We start from the raw sequence: 20,095 nt of genomic DNA, 5'->3' as shown, positions 1-20,095 counted from the left end.
TTATAAAATCGGGGCGAGCCCGTCACACAATTTGCGTTGAGGTTGCTCAAATCCGCATGCAGGAATGCTTCATGCATTCGAGTAAAACCCATACGAATCGATTGCCGGGCACCGCTGTGGCGATGTTCGGTCTGATGATGTCTAGTGGCCCGGCGCTTGCCGCCGGGTATGAGTCCTCCGTATTGGCGGACGAACCGTTATTTTATCTGCCTTTGGGGGTTGTGCCGCCGACTGAGTCGGTGGCTCCAAACCGGGGAACAGCGGAAGTTTTAGCGCCTGATGGAGTTCACCAATCGGTGCTCTACGGTTTTACCGGAGCACTGCCGGGAACCTCGTCAAATACGGCGGTTTATTATGAGTCTGCTGCCCGCACGGTGGTCCCCTATTCTGCGGCCTTGAATCCAGCCGCCAGTGAATCCTTCACGATCGAATTCTGGGTGGAGAAGTTGGTGAACGACAGCCCGACCGACGCAAGTCCGGTGTTTAACCGGGAAGAAGCCGATGGCGGGAATTATCAAGGTTGGGCCTTTTTCCAAGGCGCGGATAATGCCGGGAACATTGAGTTCAAAATGTATGACGGAACGAGCAGCTCGCCGACCGCGACTCTCTCCAGCGGGACCAATCTCTTTTTCTGGAACCACATTACGGTGACTTGGCAAGCGGACACGCAAACCGCGACGCTTTATGTCAATGGCACCCAGATGGATACGGCGACTGGCGTGTCCTACAAGGCGGTTGAAAGCAGCGCGTTCAGCCTCGGTGGTGCACCGGATGGCAGCTCAAATACCTTTGCAGGTGCTCTGGATGAGATTGCTTTTTATCCGGAAGCCCTTTCCGCGACCGATATCTCATCACACTACACGATCGGCAGCAGCGAGGCTCCGACCGAGTCGTATCCGGAAAAAGTGGAGGAAAGTGGGCCTGCTCTCTATTTGCGCCAATCGGGCTACTCCCCTACCCGCTCGATTGCAAACAACCTCGGCTCTGTGGGATCGGATGCCAATGGTGTGCATTTCCCAGGACTGGAGCATCAAGTGGCAGGTGCGCTTGCCGGAAGCGAGGACACCGCTGCCGGTTATCACCTGATTTCAAAGACCAGTTCCGATGGATCATATCCGACGGTTCTTCCGTTTCGCGAAGAGCTGAACACTTCGGTGTTTTCGGTTGAGGCCTGGATTCGCCCGACCATTACCGGAAATAGCAATGCCCAATGTCCTCTCTACAATTACAATCCCTCAGACGGGGTACGCAGCGGTTGGGTGATTTGGCAACGCAGTCCGTCGACTGGATGGAACTTCCGCTGCTACAACGACCTGGCAAGCGGGACCAAGACGGCGATCGATGTTGAATTCGGTCCATACGTGATTGGCGAATGGCAGCACGTGGTCGTCACCTTCGATGGCAGCAAGGCGATTTGCTATTTGAATGGCCAACAGGTCGCCACCAAGAATGTGAACGGTACCTACAACCCGAACACGATTGCGGATTCGACCTTGATTCAGGCCAGCATCGGCGGGTTTCCAAATGGCTGGGAAAACGGCTTTGAAGGCGATGTCGATGAAGTCGGTTACTACGATAAAGTCCTCACAGCCGCTCAAGTTGAGGCGCATTATGCCAACGGTGTGGACGCCAACCGATCGGTTCCTTATGAGGATCTGATCCTGTCAGACGGTCCGGTGGGCTACTATCGTTTGGATGAAGCGGCAGTTAGCGTCCAGGACAACCTCGGCACCTTGGGTACTGCGGCAAACGCGACCGTCGTCAACGCCCCGGCCACTACCCCCGCCCCATCGAATGGCGGATTTGCTTCGGGTGATTACGGCAACGTGTTTGACGGTTACTACACCTACGTGGAAATGAACAACCCGACGGGTCTCAATTTCACGGGGCCAATCACTCTCGAAGCCTGGGTGCAACCGGCTTCTGAGCAGGTGAATTATTCGAACAACATCATCGGGCACGGCTTGGCCCAGGACGGATCGGAAGTTTTCCTCCGAATCGAAAATGGAGAGTATCAGGTCGGCGCCAACGGCGGCAAAGCGGTCTACACCGTGCCGGAAGAAGATCTGACTGGTGATGCATGGGTCCATTTGGCCGGAACCTGGGATGGCAGCAAATGGACGCTTTATCGGAACGGGGTAAACGTTGCCGAAGCTGAGGACGCAACCGGTCCGGGATTGGTGGATACCGCCAACTGGGCAGTCGGTGCAAGGGGCCGCTGGCAAACCGCGACTGGATATCCGGATGTTCCAGATAGCGCAGCACGGATCTTCAGCGGTGGCATTCTCGGTGCCGCGATCTTCAACAAGGCACTCACGGAGGAGCAAATCGACGCTCATTATGCGGCGGTGCTAGCCGACATGAACATCCAGATCACACGCCCTGATGGAGTGATCACTCTGACTTGGGAAGGTGGCGTGCTGCAGGAATCAGATAACCTCGTCGATTGGCAGGACGTGACGGTGGACGGAAATGCCGCTGTCTCACCCTATCAGCCAAATGACGGACCTCGTCATTTCTATCGAGTCCGCGAGGCCGATTGAACGGCTTGGCGTTGATTTCCACTAAAAACGGCCCTTGGGAAATTGCTCCCAAGGGCCGTTTTCGTGATAGGAAAATCAGCGATTATGCCCGGCGGCGGCGGCCGAAGGCGAGCAATCCGCCAAGAACTGCCAGGCCGATGCTACTTGGCTCTGGAATGGTCTCGTTGATCGACATCGCGCCCAGATAGCCATATTGCGTTCCTTCGTTACCCGTCACTGTCAGGGTAATTTCTCCGGAGGCATTCGGGGTCAGGCCCGTGAAGATCGCGAAATCATCGTTGTTGCCGGTCGGGTTAGCAGCATTTCCGGCACCGGTTCCGGAGGTTTGCAGAACAAGGCTCGAAGAGCCGGAATCATCGGTCACGGTGTAGAGGGTGTTACGATCGCCATCGGTGGTTCTCGTCGCAAACAAGGTCAGATCGTAAGTGGCACCCAAGGTCAGGCCGCTGATCGTAAGAGTCATGGTGCTGAACTCGCTGAAGAAGTAGTCCCCGGTGGCAGTCGAGTAGGCGAATTCTCCAAGCAGTGCTGAATCCGGTGTCAACAAGCCCCCATTTCGATAGCCGTTGGCCCGCACTCCTGTGGCGCTGATGCTGATGGAGCTGCTATTCCCCGTCGAATCGATGAGGTTGCTCACCGAATAGTCAGTGAGAAGTGTGGTGTTAGAACCACTGGTGAGGTTGTTCCACTGATTCCCGCCAGAGGCAGGAGTGGTTGTGCCGTCCAAGCCGTTGTTCGGGCCGAGATCGACGTAATAGGTCGATGCTGCAACAGTGGATGCCAAGCCGATCCAGGCAGCAGCAGAAACAGGAAGCAGCGTTTTGAGATTGGATAAATGGGTTTTCATACCGATGTTGTTTTGTATACAAAACCGATCTTCGTCAATACATAGATCTGGAAAACCATGACGGAACGGCAGTTGGGAAAAATCCACCCCCGTTTGGGTAGAATGAGATCAATCGTTCGAGACATGTAAGGACAAGCTTGCCTGCCGGGTATACCCGGGATGGCCTGTGCGTGCGGAAACGCGCGGGCTCGAATCGAACCCATGAAATCCAAATTCCCTACGACCTCATCCTTTTTATCGATTGGCGCAGCCACTGTAGGCATGGGCATTTCTTGCGTGGATGCCGTGCCGGAAGGATTCGAAATCCACGAATTCGCCGGCCCTCCGAATGTTGAGTATCCGACCGGGGTGAGTGCCGCTGCGAATGGCGACCTTTATATCTCATCGGATAAAAACGGATCATTGGGCCACCGCGAGAGCTTTGGCAAAGTGCTCGTTGCGAAGGACACAGACGGCGATGGGAAAGCGGATGCGTTCAAGGATTTCGTGCCAAGTGTGAATAGCCCTCGTGGCGGGCATTTTGTCCATGGCACGCTTTATCTGATTCACCCACCCTATCTGACGAGTTACCGCGACACCGATGGCGATGGGGTTGCTGATCAGGAAAAGCAGCTGGTGAAAGGTTTCGGTTGGGGAATTGAGCATCCACGCGGGGCGGACCATACCACCAACGGAGTGCGCATGGGAATCGATGGCTGGCTCTACGTTGCGGTTGGGGATTTCGGCATGCCGGATGCGGTCGGGGCCGATGGGAAACACGTCACCTTGCAAGGTGGCGGGGTTGCGAGAATCCGCCCGGATGGATCGGAATTGGAGATTTATGCTTCGATGACGCGGAACCTCTACGACCTCGCGATTTCTCCCTATCTCGATTTGTTTTCGCGCGACAATACGAATGATGGCAAGGGATGGAATACCCGCTTTCATCATTTCACGGAACTGGCGAACTTCGGTTACCCACGGCTCTATAAAAACTTTGCCGACGAAGCTGCACGATCCCTTGATGACTACGGTGGTGGCTCAGGAACGGGCGGCCTATACCTGCACGAACCCGGATTTCCGGGAACCTTTGGGGATCGGGTCTACACGTGTGATTGGACGACAGGGAATGTCTACGATCATCCGATGACACCAGATGGTGCCACCTTTGTCGCAAAGCAGGAAGTTTTTCAAACGCTCCCACGGGCGCTCGATATCGATGTGGATGGATTTTCACACCTGTATCTCGCGGACTGGCGAAATGGTGGTTTTGATTTTGCCGGGCCGGATGCAAAAATTGGAATGATCCAGCAGGTCACCGCACCGGGAGAAACTCCTGCCAGTTACCAGGATGTGACGAAGGTCGATGACGGTGAACTGGTCAAATTGCTGGCTTCACGCAGTGGAGTGCAGCGCATGGAAGCACAGCGTGAAATTCTCCAGCGCGGCTCCAAAAAATCGATCGCTTCGGCGGTTTACACGATCTGTAAAAACCAGGATTTACCGCTCTATGGTCGCGTGGCAGCAGTGTTTACCTACAAGCAATTGTTAGGTGCAGAAAGCGCGGCTGGGCTGGTTGACCTAAGTCATGATGCGACCATCCGGGAGTTCGCCTTGCGCGCGCTGGCAGATCGGAAGTCAGAACTTGAGAATGCACCCATCGAGCTTTTTGCCGCAGCGCTGGACGATGCAGCGCCACGTGTGCGATTGCAGGCAGCCATCGGGCTGGCTCGGTTTCCGCAGGCGCGATCAAAGGAATTTGCGACTCCCCTCCTGACGGCGACTGCACGCTGGGCAACTGATGGAGTTGAGGATGATGGCGTGCAGCGTTTGGTCCACACCGGTATCAAAGCACTGGTTCAAATCGGGAACGTCGATGCCTGTCTTGCCGCGATAGATATCAACTCCCAACGAGAAATTGCTCTGCGCGCTTTGCAAGAGATCGGTGGAGAAACCGCCGTGGATGGGTTGATCCTGAAGCTGAAAAACACCACGGATAACCAGGTTCGACTGGAGCTCATCAATTGCCTGGCGCGCCTTTACCATCAGGAAAAACCTTGGGATCTGGAATCCTGGTGGAGCACCCGGCCAGATGACCGCGGGCCGTATTATGAACCGGTTGAGTGGTCGGCGACGGCAAAGATCAAGACCGCGATCGAACAGAATTTCGGAGCTTTGCCAATTTCGTTGCAGAATGAGGCGATGCAGAATCTGTCTAAAAACCGGATCAAGATTTCTGATTTGAATCTAGGCGAAGTGGATCCCTTGGTCATCGCTCTGGCAGCGCCAAGATTGGATGAATCCCAGCTCGGGATGCTCAAGGATGCGGCACTCAATCCCAAACTGGATTGGGCGAAAAAGCTGGAACTCTACCGGGCGATGGAACGCGGCCCAGATCATCTTGTTTTACCTACGAAACTCATCGTACTGGCTCATTGGTCGGAACAAAAAGATGCGCCACAATCTGCTCGAGATGCCGTTTCGGATTTCATCAACGATACCCAACGTTTTGGTGAAGTGGATGTGTTGAAAGAGTTGGCTGCAGGTTCTCAGGACCGCGAAAGCACCCTGGCTTGGAAGGCGCTGCTCACGGTCTTGAAGAGTCCCCTGTCCAAGCAGGATGCGAAACAGAAAGTCCAGAAAGCGATCGATTCGAATCCGAAAGAGATCGGGTTTTTCCATGCCATTGCAGAGTTGGGATTGGTCGGCTTCGGGCCACAAATCGAAGCTGGTTTGAAGAGCGACAACCATCAATTGATCGAAGCTGCGCGGGCTGCTCAAGTTTCTGGAAATGCGAAGGTTGCGAGTGGTGGCAAGGTCGGCGATTTGCCGGCTGGGGAGGTCGAAAAATTCGCTTTGGAGCACCACGGTGACGCAGCGGAGGGCAAGCGGCTTTTCACCGCTCAAGGCTGTATTGCCTGCCACGCCACGAGCATGGAAGAAGCTCAAAAGGGGCCGTACCTCGGAGCTGCGGGCTCCAAATTCACTCGTGATTATTTGATCGAATCGATCCTTGATCCGGGCAAAGTCGTGGCTCAGGGATTTCGCACGGTGGTCTTCAACATGAAGGACGGAAGCACTCAAATGGGCTTCATCACCGGCGAAGCGGATGGAGTGATCAGCCTGCGGGATCTTACCGGTCAATCGAGCCAAATCAAACGATCTGATGTCCGCGAACAGTCGGAGCTGACGACTTCCATGATGCCGCAAGGGCTTGCGAACCAACTGACGCTCGATGAGTTTGCCAACCTCATCGAATACCTTTCTTCGCTCACACAAAAGGGCGGCTAATGATTTTTTTCTCTATCAATTGATCCACTACCGAAATGAAACGCACCGCCACAGTTCTCTCTCTCCTGCTCGCCGCAGCCACGTTTAGTCATGCTGAAGACGCTCCATGGGTTCAGTTATTCAATGGCAAGGATCTCACCGGATGGACGCCTAAAATTCGGGGCTTTAAAGCGGGTGACAACTACAAGAATACCTTTCGTGTTGAGGACGGTGTTCTGAAAGTCGACTATTCGGAGTATGCCGAATGGGGGGATCACTACGGCCACCTTTTCTATAAGGAGAAATTCTCGAACTATCGCTTGCGGGTCGAATATCGATTCGTCGGCGAACAATTGAAAGGCGGAGCAGGATGGGCGCTGCGCAATAGCGGCATCATGATTCATAGTGAATCCCCGGAGACCATGGAATTGGATCAGGAGTTTCCGAGCTCGATCGAGGTCCAGTTGTTAGGCGGCACAGGCCAAGGCACCCGACCAACGGGTAACTTGTGCACGCCAGGGACCAATGTGGTGATGAATGGCGAGTTGAAGCTGGACCATTGCTTCAACTCAACTTCGGAAACTTATCACGGCGAAACCTGGGTAACCATGGAAGTCGAAGTTCACGGGAACAAATTGGTGAAACACATCGTGAATGGAAAGGAAGTGATCCATTACACGCAGCCACAACTCGATGAACGCGATGCTCATTCAGTCGAATTGATCAAACTTGCCAGCGGAGAAAAGCAACTCTCGGAAGGCTATATCTGCCTCCAATCAGAAAGTCATCCCGTTGAATTCCGTAAGGTTGAAATCCAGAAGCTCGACGAATAATCGGCCGGAAGCTGGTGAGTTACTACGGTGAAAGCCGTAGTTGCTCACCGCGGGGAAAAAATGGGTCGTTTTTTGCCGACCCAAAGATCATGGATGGCTGAAATACGAGTTTAATACCTTTTTGATTGCCTACTACCTTGCTTTGCAAGATACATGGTGGCGATGAGTAACTTGGAGGCCAATTCCGAGTTTTCGAGAGAAATGTTCGAGAACTGGACGATTCAAATGCGCAAGGGCGTATTGGATCTCTGTATTCTTAACGCATTGGCAGAGAGGGAGTGGTATGGCTACGAGCTGGTGAAAGCACTGGTCGCTGTGCCGGGAGTAGGTGTGGCGGAGGGTTCGATTTACCCGCTTTTGGCCAGGCTTCGAAAGCAAGGTCTGGTGGAAACAAGACTGGAAGAATCCAGTGAGGGGCCCGCCCGAAAGTATTACCGGGCAACGACTGCCGGGCGCTCACTGGCAGTAGAAATGGCCGCCTATTTCGAAGAAATGACCCGTGGAGTCCGTGGCTTTCAACAAGCGTCCGATGCCGCGGCAAATCCCGACGGTTCGTCGAGCTTCAATCATTCAAAAGACAAACTTTCATCATGAAAACTTGGACACCACAAGCCGAGCAACGATTTACCGAATACCTTCAGGAGCGCGTGGTCCGGGAGGGACTCGATGCGGAAGATGGCGCTGACTTGAAAGAAGATCTGCGCCGCCATGTGTACGAGGAAGCAGAGCGTGCGAAGGCAGGGCAAATCGGTTTGCTTGAATTGGAAACGATTTTGGCTCGGATGGACACGGGCTACCGTCCTTTGCCTCCGCAACCTGTGAAGAAACAGAGGGGGTGGCTGAAGCGAATCCAGCGGATGATGCTATGGTTAAGTGCCGTGATCTTGCCGTTGGCGGCGGTCATGATCGAGTGGACCACTTCCATGTGTGGCACCATATTTTTTGATCCGATTCCAAGCTATTGGCATCTGGGAATGGTTTCCTTGGTTCCGATCGCGAATGCCTGGTTCCTGTTTGGTGCGCCGAAGGGAAATGAAATGCTGAAAGGGCTCATCGCCGGAATGGTCGCAATCATTTCCGGGTTCTACGCCGTGTGCTTTCTGCCACTGGTACCATTGTCCCTGATCGCTTTGATCTTTTTAGGCATGGGATTTCTTTCGCTGTCGCCACTGCTCGCATGTTTCGCTTCCTGGAGGATTCGCAGGAGCCAACGAACGAACTCGGATCAACCGAATCAATTCCGTAAAGGTTGGTATTTTGGAGTAGCTACGATACTCATCGGACTTCTGATTTTGGAAGCACCCGGTGTGTGGACAAAAGCTAACCTTTCGCTGATTCGCGCAGGGGAACCAAATCCATCAGCAATTGCCAGATTGCGGATTTTTCACTCAGAGAAAACACTGCTCACCTCCTGCTATCGCAACACGGGCCGTGGTGCTCAAACCGATCTGGAATCCTGGCTGTTTGATGGATGGAGGTATGCGTTATTGATGTTCAATGACATGATCGCAACTGACGCGGTCCCGCTGGAGACGTATCACGATGTGTTTTTCCGAGTGACTGGGAAGCCTTTTAACTCCGTAAAGCCACCGGATCTAGCCCTCAAAACCTATTCCAGCCGAACCATGGATCAGGAGTGGGAGTTTGATCCGGATATCGGTGGCGACAACGTGGCGATTCGACTGAAAAATCTGAATTTGAAAGAGTCGAGATTTGATGGTCATTTGGACTCAGTTTCCGAAATCGGCTATGGCGAATGGACCCTCGTATTTCATAACACCTCGCGAAATCCGTTAGAAGCACGCTGTCAGGTAAAACTCCCTCGTGATGGTCGGGTTTCACGAGTCACGTTATGGGTGAATGATGAGCCGCGTGAAGCTGCTTTCAGCACAGTTTCCAAAGTGAAGGCCGCGTATAAACAGGTCGCCGTGGTGCAACAAAGAGATCCGGTTTTGGTGACGATGGCAGGGCCTGATACGGTGATGGTGCAGTGTTTTCCCGTGCCCGCCGGTGGTGACATGAAAATCCGCATCGGCATCACCGCTCCGTTCGATGGAAATCGATGGGAACTACCAGAAATGATCGAACGCAATTTCGGTATTCTCCCGCAGGTTGAGCATGCGGTGTGGCTGCAGGCGGATCGCGATTTTCAGCTCAAGGGCGCAGGGAAAACCTATAGCCCGACCGCAGATGGACCGGGAAAATCTCTTGCAGTGACCTTGAACGAGGCCGCGATCACCGGCCCCGATTATGCGGTGGAGATGATGGAAACCTCCGCGCCCCAAGAATTGGTTTGGTGCGAAGATCCATTTGCGTCCGGACCAGAACAACGAATCCTGATCCGCGAGTCCAAACGGGTCATGGTGCCCGGAGCACCAAAAGTGGTTCTCGTGATTGATGGATCGGTTGCACTCGGCGCATCGAAAAATTGGCTCAAGCCTGCCATTGGCCCGAATGTCATCGCCATCCTGGCGGACGATCACGCGGTGGAGTTGGATGTGAAAAAACTTGATGACTATCGATTCAGTGGTGGTCGCGACAACGAGCCAGCTTTGAAAAAGGCGATCCAACTCGCGAAAGAGCAGGGGGGATTGCCGATTGTCTGGGTTCACGGACCACAGGCCGTCAAGCTTTCGCAAACGGAAGCCCTGCTTCAGTTGTTAGAGCGAGGCTTGATGCGGCCGGTGATCTATTCAGTTCAGGCCGTTCCGGGCCCGAATCGCCTCGCGGAAGCGATTTATCGAACCGGCTCATTGCGTCGTGGCGCAACCTTGCGGAGCCCTGAAAAAGATTTTGCAGAATTTCTAACAACTCTCGAACAAGGGGGCCAACATTTCGATTGGGAGTGGCGCAGAGCGTCCGCTGCTGAGGAAATCGATGGCAAGCAGGTCTGGGATCAGCTTGCCAGATGTTGGGCCGCAAAAGCCGTGGAAGATCCTGCGATGATGCTGCCGACCGATCAACGCACCGCAACCGCCGCCCGGTATCAATTGGTAACGCCATTCTCCGGTGCCGTCGTTCTCGAAACACAGGCGCAATATGTGACAAACGGCCTGGAACCGATCGATCCCAGCGCCGCACCTCATGTCCCAACAGTGCCAGAACCATCGGCTGCGCTTCTGATCTTTCTCACCCTCGGTGCCGGCTTGTTGCGCCGGAAACGCTGAACCTTCTAACCTTATCTAACCCATGAACCGAATTGTAAAACGAACCATTTTGATTCTCGCCGGTGCGGGAGCTGGCTGTCTCTTCGCCGGAATCGGGATGTTCCTCGCAATCGTCCAGCCTGGGGGCAGTGGCGTGATCGCTTCGAAGCGGCTTCCCGATGGGTCCGAATACATGGTGATCCAGCATTGCAATTGGAGTATTGAGCCTTACACGGTGCATTTTTACGAAAAGCCGAAAGGAGGACAGTGGGGGAGTTTTTATCTGGATCACGAAGCGGATCGTTGGAAGGGGGTGACGATGAATTGGGATCAAAGTACGGACACCATCGTAGTCAAAGAGCGTGGGAAAATTCGTGCCAAACTGGACCGCCATACCGGAATCTTTCGCTACGATAATTCGAATTTTGCGTCGCTCGCCGACAATGGATTTCACGGGATGCATGAATCCAATGAGCCACAATGGCGCGATGAACCACGGTATCCATTTCCCTAAATGTCAGGAAATTCGGAGGACATCCTTTGATGGTTTTTTCTCCGATCTGCGCGGTGCTGAATTTGGCGGATTTGCTTGGGTGAGAGCTCTTCTTCCCGATCTCGCCATGATTTCCCGGAATCGCCTGCCATGATGCACCCTAGCGGACGGATCTCGCCAACGACTTCCGCGAGATTGAACTTCGCGATCTGGGATTTGACCTGTTGCGCATTCTTGTAAGCGACTGGTGTTTCGCTCAGATCCGGCTTCCCGCAATACCAGCGAACATCCAGACCTGCCGTCGCGCGCGCGATTTCTTCGCTTTTCGCCAACTCACCAGGAAACCTTCGGCGTAGCGCCGCACGTGAGATGTTTCGCCCCGCTCCGTGCGGCGCGAAGGAAAGGAAATCGGGATTATCCGCTCCAAGGACCACAAGAATTGGCTCCGCCATGTTTAACGGAATCAGGCCTAACAACGGCTTTCCATCGGCATCACGCCAAGCGGGAGTCGCACCTTTACCGTGGAAAAAAGTATCGCCACGCTGCCAGACGAAATTGTGCTCGTTCGCGATTTCTGCGACACCGCTAGCACCAATTCGCTCAAGGAACCGCCGATGGATCGAGCGATGATTCGCCTTCGTCCACATGGCGACGTATTGCAGCGCTTCCCAATAGGCAGGTCCGTCGCCAGATCTGGCATCTAACCACGCGGCATTTTCTGGAAAACGATCGAGCAGTTTTGCAGTGTGTTTCATCGCGGCGATCTGGCCACGCTTGAAGACGTGAGCGCCAAGCCCGCGCGATCCGTGATGGGTTACCAAAACCCGATAGATCTTGCCTGCTGTCAGACCAGCGGTGACAGAGTGATGACCGGTGAGCCTGAGCACGGCTAGCATTTCCTCCGTCACCTCGATTTCGCCAAGAAACGCGAAATGGTTTCCATCGCCTTGATCGGCCATGTGCAATTTCGCCCGATCGCGCAGTCCGGTTAGAAATGGATTCGACCAAACGTCTTCATCGTGCACCGGATCATCGACCAGCAGATCGAGATGGCGATGTCCGGTACCAAACCGGGTGGATGACATCAGGGCATCCATTTCTGATGAAACACTACTACGGGCTTCGTAGAAAGTTGCGAACATGGAGCAGCAAATGTCGGACGAATGGGCTGCAGGGATGATTGCATTCTCCACGGCAATGGCACCGCCCACCGGAATGGATGCGGATTTACCACCCATGGGACAGGCATCGGGCAGGATGACTCCTTTCGAAATGACCGGTGTTTTCAGCAGCTCCTGCATGTGGCGGCGCACGGCGTAGAGATTTTCCTGTTCGTCCCTGCCGTTCGCTTCAATGGCTTCAGCGCATTCGACCGGTTTTTCCCGCAGAACGAGCTTTGGCGGTGGCTCGCCAAATTTTCGGCGAATCAGTTTGAGCGCATACTTGGAATCGGTGATGCCTTTTTGGTCGAGTTCGACCAGATGTTGCAGAATTTGCTCCAGCAGCGGCCCTTCATGATAGCCTGCCTCAAGGAGCTGTTTTTTTGAAATGGGATTCATAAACAAAGGTTCATGCCGGACCCTTGCCAGCATGGTTGGATTGGAGATACGATTCTCGGAAAAACGATTGGGTTGACTCACCGGATTTGAACCGGTCCCTCGGCATTCACAGTGCCGGGTGCTACCACTACACCAGAATCAACATGGAAATTAGACATAACTCGACGGTGATCTATAATTTCGAAATGATGACATTCCGAAGGTTTATAAACCTAATAAAGATAAAATGATTTGCCTTAACCTATGAGTTAAGATCGAGCTGGAACGATTCGTTCCGTTAGAACAAAGTCATGGTCATAAAAGGATTGAAAAATGATCATAAAAAACCCGCATCCAGATGGAGGCGGGTCGGTGAAATTCCTGAAGTCCTTGAAATGAAATGGATCAGGAGAATTCAGACACGATGTCGTGTCGACCGGCTTCCGAGAGGTCGGGTCATCGGGATTTGATCGCGGTGGCTTTCATCCAGCCCGGATGAATTTCCGGTAAAGATACCAAAAAGGTTCCGCACATCGCAGCCCGACTCACCAACAAGTGAGTTGATATTGGCTTCATGATGTGAATGTTTCAGGAACATGGCGAGCGGATTTAAGTTGGGATGTATCGATATGTCAAATTTAAATGACATATCTTTTCAGAAATACAGTTGTGGAAAATCATTCTGCGTGAATTCAAAAATGAACGGATCATACGGGTCGATCGTGTTGGAGATCGTGGTTCCGTGATTTTGCGGTGTAATGCTTTCGATTTAGGTTTTTGTTGTTTCTTGCCTGATTATCCGCTGTGGTGAAGCCGTTCCTTATGACCCGCATTCGATTGATTCCACTGTTCACCGGTTTGCTCCTGTCGGTTCAAGCCTCCTATGCCCAGCCTACTGGAGCGCTGGTTCCATCGAGGTTGCGATGCGAATCTTTAGAGAATCCGATCGGCCTTGATGTCGAGCATCCAAGGTTTTCTTGGGTCGATTCCGCGACTGAACGCGGACAGAAACAATCAGCCTATCAAATTCTGGTTTCAAGTTCTGCAGCCAAGCTTGCCGCGAATCAGGCAGACATTTGGAACAGCGGCAAAGTCAGTTCCGATGTGACAACGAATGTTCCGTATGAGGGCAGAACTCTCACTTCCGGCCAAATGGGTTACTGGAAGGTCCGCGTTTGGGATGCAAATGGGAAACCTGCGGGAGTCAGTGAGCCCGCCACTTTCGAAATGGGATTACTTTCCCAAAAGGACTGGGGTGGAGATTGGATCGCTAGAACCGATGACATCAACGAGCTCCCGGCTCCGATGTTTCGCCATGAGTTCAGGGTGAGTGGCAAGGTCAAATCCGCACGGCTTTACATCTGTGGCCTCGGATATCACGAAGTGGAATTGAATGGCTCGAAGGTCGGAGATCGCTTTCTGGATCCTGGCTTCACTCGTTACGATCGCTGCATTTTATACGTCACTCATGACGTCACGGATCAGATCAAGGATGGCGAGAATGCGATCGGTGTGACTTTGGGAAATGGTTGGTTCAATTCGCAGACCATCGCCGTTTGGAATCTGGAAAAAGCGCCGTGGCGTGCGGCACCGAAGATGATTCTCAAACTCGAAGTCGACTACACCGATGGGCGGAAGTCGGTTTTGGTATCCGACAAGACTTGGAAAACTTCCACCGGCCCCATTGTTTTCGACAGCATCTACGGTGGGGAAATCTATGACGCCCGCTTGGAAAAATCCGGTTGGTCCACGGCTGGATATGACGATTCCAAATGGGACGAAGTGAAAATCGTTAAGGCTCCCACGGACAACATGGTCGCGCAGGCGATGCCTCCCATTCGCGCGACGGCAACGATCAAACCGGTCAAAATCACCGAGCCCAAACCCGGGGTTTTCATTTTTGACATGGGTCAGAATTTCGCTGGCCATGTGAATCTAACCGTTAGCGGTCCGGCGGGGACATCGATCAAGATGCGCTATGCGGAATTGCTGCACGGCGATGGCACGTTGGATAACGATGACATGTCGAAGCACGTGCGTCGCGGCGGAGCGGATCAGGCTTTCCAAACCGATACCTACATTCTCAAAGGTGAAGGCACGGAGAAGTGGCATTCACGTTTCAGCTACTACGGCTTTCAATATGTTGAAGTCACCGGCTTTCCCGGCAAGCCGACACTTGAGAGTCTGGAGGGTGTCTTCATCCATTCGGATGTCGAAAAGATCGGCCAATTCGAATGCTCAAATCCTTTGTTCAACTGGATCACTGAGGCGGCCCGCTGGTCTTACCTGAGCAACCTCTACGGACTGCCAACCGATTGCCCACACCGCGAAAAGAACGGTTGGACCGCTGACGCCCACATCGCCGCTGAGCAAGCCCTATACACCTTCGATCCAATCACCATTTATGCGAAATGGATGAACGACATCGCCGATGAACAGCGCCCGGACGGCAATATGCCAGGCATCATTCCGAACGCAGGGTGGGGCGATAACATCGGTCCCGCCTGGGATTCCGCATTCCTGATCATTCCGGATTATATCAACACCTACTGCGGCGATTCCTCAATTTTGCGCGACCACTACGAGGGCATGAAGCGCTATGTCGATTTCCTCGGAACCCGTGCGGAAAACGGTATTGTCTCCTACGGATTGAATGACTGGGCACCTGCCAGCACGAAAACTCCGGCGGATATCACGTCCACCGGCTACTACTATCAGGATGCGCGAATTGTCGCCCACACCGCTGAGTTGTTAGGAAAATCGGGTGAGGCGAAAAAATACAACCGCCTGGCGGATGATATCAAAAAGGACTTCAACAAAAAGTTCTACAACGCCGAGACCGGTCTCTACGGCAATGGCAGTCAGGCTGCATTGAGCTGCGCGCTCTACCACGATTTAGTCGACCCGGAAAACAAGCAGCGCGTTTTCGATCATTTGCTTGCAGCAATTGAAAAATCCAATGGGCATATTGATGCCGGGATTCTCGGAACCAAATACATCTTTCGTGTTCTAACAGCCGGGGGGCGCGCTGACGTTGCCTACGCGATGGCAGATAAGAAAGATGCACCTGGCTGGGGTTGGTGGAAGGCTCAAGGGGCGACCACGCTGTGGGAACAATGGAACGGGACCGAATCACACAATCACATCATGTTCGGTGACATTGTGGCATGGTTCTATGAATCTTTGGCAGGGATTGGTGCTGATCCCGCGCAGCCCGGATTCAAGCACATCATCGTCCGCCCACAACCGGTGGGAGATCTCACCTACGCCAAGGGCGTAATGGAATCGGTCCAAGGTAAGATTGAGAGCAGTTGGAAGATCGAAGGTGATCAATTCAAGCTGCATCTGCTGATACCCCCCAACAGCACGGCGACTGTTTACATAACGGGAGCAAAAATGGATGAGGTGATGGAGGGTAACTCTATTGCGGCAAAAGCGGCAGGCATCCGATCGGCAAAACAAGAAAAAGGTGCAGCGGTATTCGAAATCGAGTCGGGAAGCTACGATTTCACAGCTCCAAAGGCGATTGCAGGCGAATAAGCCTTACAATCCGTGCCGCTGCTTGAACGCATCTTCGCTTCCCGGGTAGATGCTCTCCATGACCGAGGCAATCCTTTTCAAGGCGGAGTTGCGTATTGGCCCTTCAGGCAGTTGAAGGGCCCATTTCTCCGCAGTCTGGGGTTTCACAAATACGATTTGAGATACGTACGCAGAAATCGCTGGAACCTTTGCTGCATTGTCCGTTGCGCTTTCGAGCCATTCACCTGCCGTCTTATAGTCATTATTTGTCCAAGTAGAAAAAGACTTGGTTACTTGATTTGGAAGCGCCTCGTCAGGTAGATGACTTACCATCCAGGAAATCCATTCACCGGTATTTGCGCATGGGTTCTTCAATGCGAGACCTGAGGTGATGGTGCTAATTTCCTCAGGCGAAAAATCTGAATTTTCGAGCCAAGCGGTTGAGCCTTCAAAATCGTCCGGATCCAGAGAGGCTCCGAGTCCTGCCATCACAGACTCTTTCAGCTTACCCATCTCGGTTGTGTCGAGACTCGTCACGAAAGATGAATTGATTTCCTCAAGAATGGCCATTCTCTGTTCGTTGGACAAAGCATTCTTGGCGATTTTGGCAGCCAAATCATCGCGGTCGGAAGGATCAATATTTTTTAGCCATTGGATCGCTGTGCCAGGTTGTTCACGAGCTATTCCAAGCAATGCAATTTCCAGATTTTCCTTTTGACCCACTTCTGGATGAACTTCCCGATTGTCTTCGATCCACTTCAATGCACCGGCGGGATCGCTATTCGCAAAGCTTCTCAAGGCATTATTGATGATTGCGTCCTCCCACATGAGCGAGCCATTGGGGTCGTGACTGGAAATCACTAAATCAAGTCCAGCGCGTGGGTTCTGGTCACTTGCAAGAATCAGCACAATTCCCATCACTGATTTGCGTAGTTCGTCATCAATGCCGTCTGACTTATGGATTTCTGAAAGGAGAGATTTAATTTGTGAAGGACTGAATTCGGATAAAGTGGCAAGGCTGTTCATCAGTTCGCCCCTATCTTTGGGACTTTCAGATTCCGGGATCATTTTCACCATCTCGATCAAGTTGTTCGCTAGCTGTCTGATATCGACTTCAGGGTCGGCATGCCGCTGTCTGCTGCGACTTGAATAGCTCGCCTTAGGCATCGAAGTGGGGCTATTGCGTGAGATTCCCAATCCCGCGGCGGTTTTATTTAGGCTCACTTCAATCAATCTTAAGCGCGAAAGATGACGATGATTTACCTGAACCGTAAACAAACCGAATAAGATGATGATTAAGGTCGTAATAATGGAAGGTTTCATCAAGAGACTAGTTATGATTTTCGCTCAGTTGAGCGCGTAGCTGAGGGTCTGAAATGTGCCCGATTAATTTCGTGATTTCCTCTTCAGAACCATTTTTGGCATTTTGGATCAGTGACTTCAACAGGAGATCTCGATTCAAATTCCCCTGATAATTGAGGATAATCTGTGCTATCTCGTCTAGAGATTTTACGGACGAGTTAGAGAACCTCACGAGTGCGCGACCCAACGTATCGGCAGTCGTTTCAGGTTCTATGTTTGCACCCCAGTCAGCGACTTCTGAAAAATTATCCAGACCATTTGAAAAGACGTTCAGTGATGTGGTAACATTTTGTCTAACAATCGAGTCAATCTCGTCTGACGTGAAATCGGCACTTTTCAGAAATGCATCAATTGATTCCAGCCCATCCCTAGTTGCCATCACTCGAGCGATTACGCCCAAAGCCTTGGCCTTCATCAGATGGACTTTCAAAGGTGTTGTGAATCAAAGCTAAGTAATCTCGCGCGTTCTCTGAAGAGATCGGGGCTTCAGCAAAAAGGGTTATTTTTGCTCCACGACTCAAATTCTTGAGCCGGGCCATTGCAGCCGATGGATCTGATGCCACCAGCTGGGAAAAGAGCAAGGACTCCAGACGAACCCTGCCGTCCGAATTATACGCAGACTTCTCCTCCAACTGTCCTCCCGCAATCTTTTGATCAAGCCAGCGAATTGCCGCAGCTTGATCTTCATTCACCCACTCATTGAAAGCCTTCGATAGATTTGCCTGGGAGCTGGAATTAAACTCGGAATACCGTCCGATAAATCGGTCTAAAGCGGCTTGAGGAAATTGGACTAGGTAGTATTCAAGAATCGCTTCTTCCAATGCAAGGCGCCGTGATTTTGGAAGATCGAGAGCGGCGAGTTCATCCAGCGCAGTCTCGAATTCCTCCTCACTGAATTTCATCAAGCGTTGTTCGAGATACATTTTGGTCGCAATGCCCGCAATACCATCATCCTGAGCGCTCAAGATCAAACTACGACCTAACAATTCCCAATCGATGGGCTCATCCAGATTCGCGAGCTGGTTTCGCTTCCGATTCGGCTGATTCTCGGGGCCTGACGCTTTAGGTCGACTTGCTTTGGCAATTGCTTGTTTGAGAAGTCGCGAATTGGTTTCAGATTCGGAAATGGACTGACGCTGGAGACCGTCCCAGATTCCGAAGAACAGCAGTGCGGCGATCGGTGGAATCCAATATCGATAGTTCATGCTTTGAGGTAATTTTAAAAGGTTATCGATCTACTTCAAACCGTGGCGTTTCTCGAATGCGGCTTTGCCATCGGGATCGGATTCCGGCCATTGGGAGCGAATCATCTGGAGTGTCTGGTCCCGCGTTTCACTAGCCGGCAGGGTGAGTGCCCATTGTTCGGCAATTTCTGGCTCATAGGGAGCAACCGATCTCGCGTATGCTTGGACAGCTGGTGCTTTTGCGGCGTCATCAGGTGCTTGCTGCAGCCATTTGCCGGCGGACTGATAGTCATTTCGAGTCCATTCAGAAACCAGATTGTTCACGCTACCCGCAAGTTGTTCAGACGGCATGTGATCGCTCATCCAGGCAATCCATTCGCCGCTCGATTGCAGGGTGTTGGCGTATTGCATGCCACCAGCAATGAGCGCGTTTTCCTCCTGAGAAAAATTTGCCTCGTCCAACCAGGCGGTAGAGCTTTCGAAATCTCCTCGAGCGAGTGAAGCAGTGAGCGAACTGATGAAGGAGCCCTTGACCTGCTGGCGCTGCTCATCGCTATCCAGATTTCCGAGCTCGGAGCGCATCGCTTGCAATAGTGCCGTTCGCTCTTCATTGGTAGTGGCGGTTTGTGCCAGCATCGCAGCGCCGCGGCTCATTTGATCCGGATCAAGGTCCTTCAACATCTGAAATGCCAGCACCGGATTATTTTTGGCTGATCCTGTTAGGATGGAAATCTGAGTGTCACTGTTGGCGGCGTCGGAGAATTCTTTCCCATGCTGATCCAGCCATTTTTTTGCGGCGAGTGGATCTTCCCTGGCAAGCAGACTGAGAGCTTCAGTGACAATCCGGGATCTCATCTGTTGCTCATGAAAGCGGGTGTTGGACTTTTGAATGAAATCCAATGCCAGAGAAGGATTTTTCTCTGCGATCAGCATGATTGCCAAACCTTTGATACCATCCTCCATTTCCTTCGGGATGCCGGTGATTTGATCGAGCTCCCCAATGACATATTTGATTTCCGCGGAACTCATCTCGGACAGTTTGCCAAAAAGTTCCATCGCTCTTGCCTGCAAGTCGGCATCGTCGACCGAGTTGCCTGCGTCCTGTGCCGAAGCCATCTCCTCCATATCCTGCACCAGTTGCAGAAGATCCTTGGAAAGGTTTTTCGCGTTTTGGCTGATCTCAACCTGATTTCTGATATGGCTCGCATAGCGGAGCTTGGGATCCGGGTTTGAAGGGTCGCCTGAGATGCCTAGCGATGTTGCTTTCGCAACGAGTTTAACTTTACGCAACTTCAGATCAATCAGCTCGTGCTGATTGCGCGTAATGAATATGCCTCCAACTACGAGAATTATCGTAGCAATGATGAATGAGAGCTTCATG

General features: G+C 52.5%; 13 protein-coding genes and 1 tRNA gene. 7 read left to right on the top strand and 7 right to left on the bottom strand.

The window, feature by feature from the left end:
- The first annotated feature begins 71 nt into the window (after positions 1–71).
- A complete protein-coding gene (locus JIN85_RS07565) occupies positions 72–2,543 on the top strand; it encodes a LamG domain-containing protein (RefSeq protein ID WP_200269254.1) in 2,472 nt (823 codons plus the stop codon).
- Between the two features lie 82 nt (positions 2,544–2,625).
- On the opposite strand, the gene JIN85_RS07560 is transcribed toward JIN85_RS07565, so the two are convergent.
- On the bottom strand, positions 2,626–3,390 hold the full coding sequence (locus JIN85_RS07560) for a PEP-CTERM sorting domain-containing protein (RefSeq protein WP_200269253.1): 765 nt from the start codon (positions 3,388–3,390) through the stop codon (positions 2,626–2,628).
- Positions 3,391–3,591: 201 nt separating this feature from the next.
- Between JIN85_RS07560 and JIN85_RS07555 the strand changes: the two genes are divergently transcribed.
- The 5 genes from JIN85_RS07555 to JIN85_RS07535 all read left to right on the top strand — a co-directional run bounded on the left by JIN85_RS07555 (position 3,592) and on the right by JIN85_RS07535 (position 11,132).
- On the top strand, positions 3,592–6,660 hold the full coding sequence (locus tag JIN85_RS07555) for a DUF7133 domain-containing protein (protein WP_200269251.1): 3,069 nt from the start codon (positions 3,592–3,594) through the stop codon (positions 6,658–6,660).
- A 35-nt stretch (positions 6,661–6,695) separates the two neighbouring features.
- The gene (locus JIN85_RS07550) at positions 6,696–7,472 is read left to right on the top strand and encodes a 3-keto-disaccharide hydrolase (protein WP_200269249.1); all 777 of its coding nucleotides are present in this window, start codon (positions 6,696–6,698) and stop codon (positions 7,470–7,472) included.
- A gap of 162 nt (positions 7,473–7,634) precedes the next feature.
- Positions 7,635–8,066, top strand: a complete 432-nt coding sequence (locus JIN85_RS07545) for a PadR family transcriptional regulator (protein WP_200269247.1) — start codon at positions 7,635–7,637, stop codon at positions 8,064–8,066.
- Positions 8,063–10,639 (top strand): VIT domain-containing protein, encoded by a 2,577-nt coding sequence (locus JIN85_RS07540; RefSeq protein WP_200269245.1) that lies wholly within the window; start codon positions 8,063–8,065, stop codon positions 10,637–10,639. Before JIN85_RS07545 ends, JIN85_RS07540 begins: the two co-directional genes overlap by 4 nt.
- Positions 10,640–10,661: 22 nt before the next feature.
- Entirely contained in the window at positions 10,662–11,132 is a 471-nt protein-coding gene (locus tag JIN85_RS07535) for a hypothetical protein (protein WP_200269243.1), read from the top strand.
- On the opposite strand, the gene JIN85_RS07530 is transcribed toward JIN85_RS07535, so the two are convergent.
- Both JIN85_RS07530 and JIN85_RS07525 read right to left on the bottom strand, forming a co-directional pair.
- A complete protein-coding gene (locus JIN85_RS07530; protein ID WP_200269241.1) occupies positions 11,129–12,670 on the bottom strand; it encodes an RtcB family protein in 1,542 nt (513 codons plus the stop codon). The two genes, JIN85_RS07535 and JIN85_RS07530, sit on opposite strands and share 4 nt — an antisense overlap.
- Before the next feature lie 68 nt (positions 12,671–12,738).
- Positions 12,739–12,812 (bottom strand) — tRNA-His (locus tag JIN85_RS07525).
- A gap of 659 nt (positions 12,813–13,471) precedes the next feature.
- Here JIN85_RS07525 and JIN85_RS07520 point away from each other — a divergent pair.
- Positions 13,472–16,189, top strand: a complete 2,718-nt coding sequence (locus JIN85_RS07520) for a glycoside hydrolase family 78 protein (RefSeq protein WP_200269239.1) — start codon at positions 13,472–13,474, stop codon at positions 16,187–16,189.
- Positions 16,190–16,192: 3 nt separating this feature from the next.
- On the opposite strand, the gene JIN85_RS07515 is transcribed toward JIN85_RS07520, so the two are convergent.
- From JIN85_RS07515 to JIN85_RS07500, 4 genes are read right to left on the bottom strand one after another with little or no spacing between them, the layout of a single operon-like run.
- Complete coding sequence (locus JIN85_RS07515; protein ID WP_200269237.1) at positions 16,193–17,491, bottom strand: hypothetical protein; 1,299 nt, start codon at positions 17,489–17,491, stop codon at positions 16,193–16,195.
- A 7-nt stretch (positions 17,492–17,498) separates the two neighbouring features.
- Positions 17,499–17,945 (bottom strand): hypothetical protein, encoded by a 447-nt coding sequence (locus JIN85_RS07510; RefSeq protein ID WP_200269235.1) that lies wholly within the window; start codon positions 17,943–17,945, stop codon positions 17,499–17,501.
- The gene (locus JIN85_RS07505; RefSeq protein WP_200269233.1) at positions 17,899–18,735 is read right to left on the bottom strand and encodes a hypothetical protein; all 837 of its coding nucleotides are present in this window, start codon (positions 18,733–18,735) and stop codon (positions 17,899–17,901) included. The genes JIN85_RS07510 and JIN85_RS07505 overlap by 47 nt, the downstream gene beginning before the upstream one ends.
- A gap of 30 nt (positions 18,736–18,765) precedes the next feature.
- Positions 18,766–20,094 carry a hypothetical protein gene (locus JIN85_RS07500; protein WP_200269231.1) on the bottom strand — a complete coding sequence of 443 codons (1,329 nt, stop codon included), beginning with the start codon at positions 20,092–20,094 and terminating at the stop codon, positions 18,766–18,768.
- Position 20,095 lies beyond the last annotated feature (1 nt).

This window comes from Luteolibacter pohnpeiensis (assembly GCF_016595435.1).
GTDB lineage: Bacteria > Verrucomicrobiota > Verrucomicrobiia > Verrucomicrobiales > Akkermansiaceae > Luteolibacter > Luteolibacter pohnpeiensis.
The sequence above is the reverse complement of the archived record's forward strand: the minus strand, read 5'-3'. Positions and strand labels throughout refer to the sequence as shown.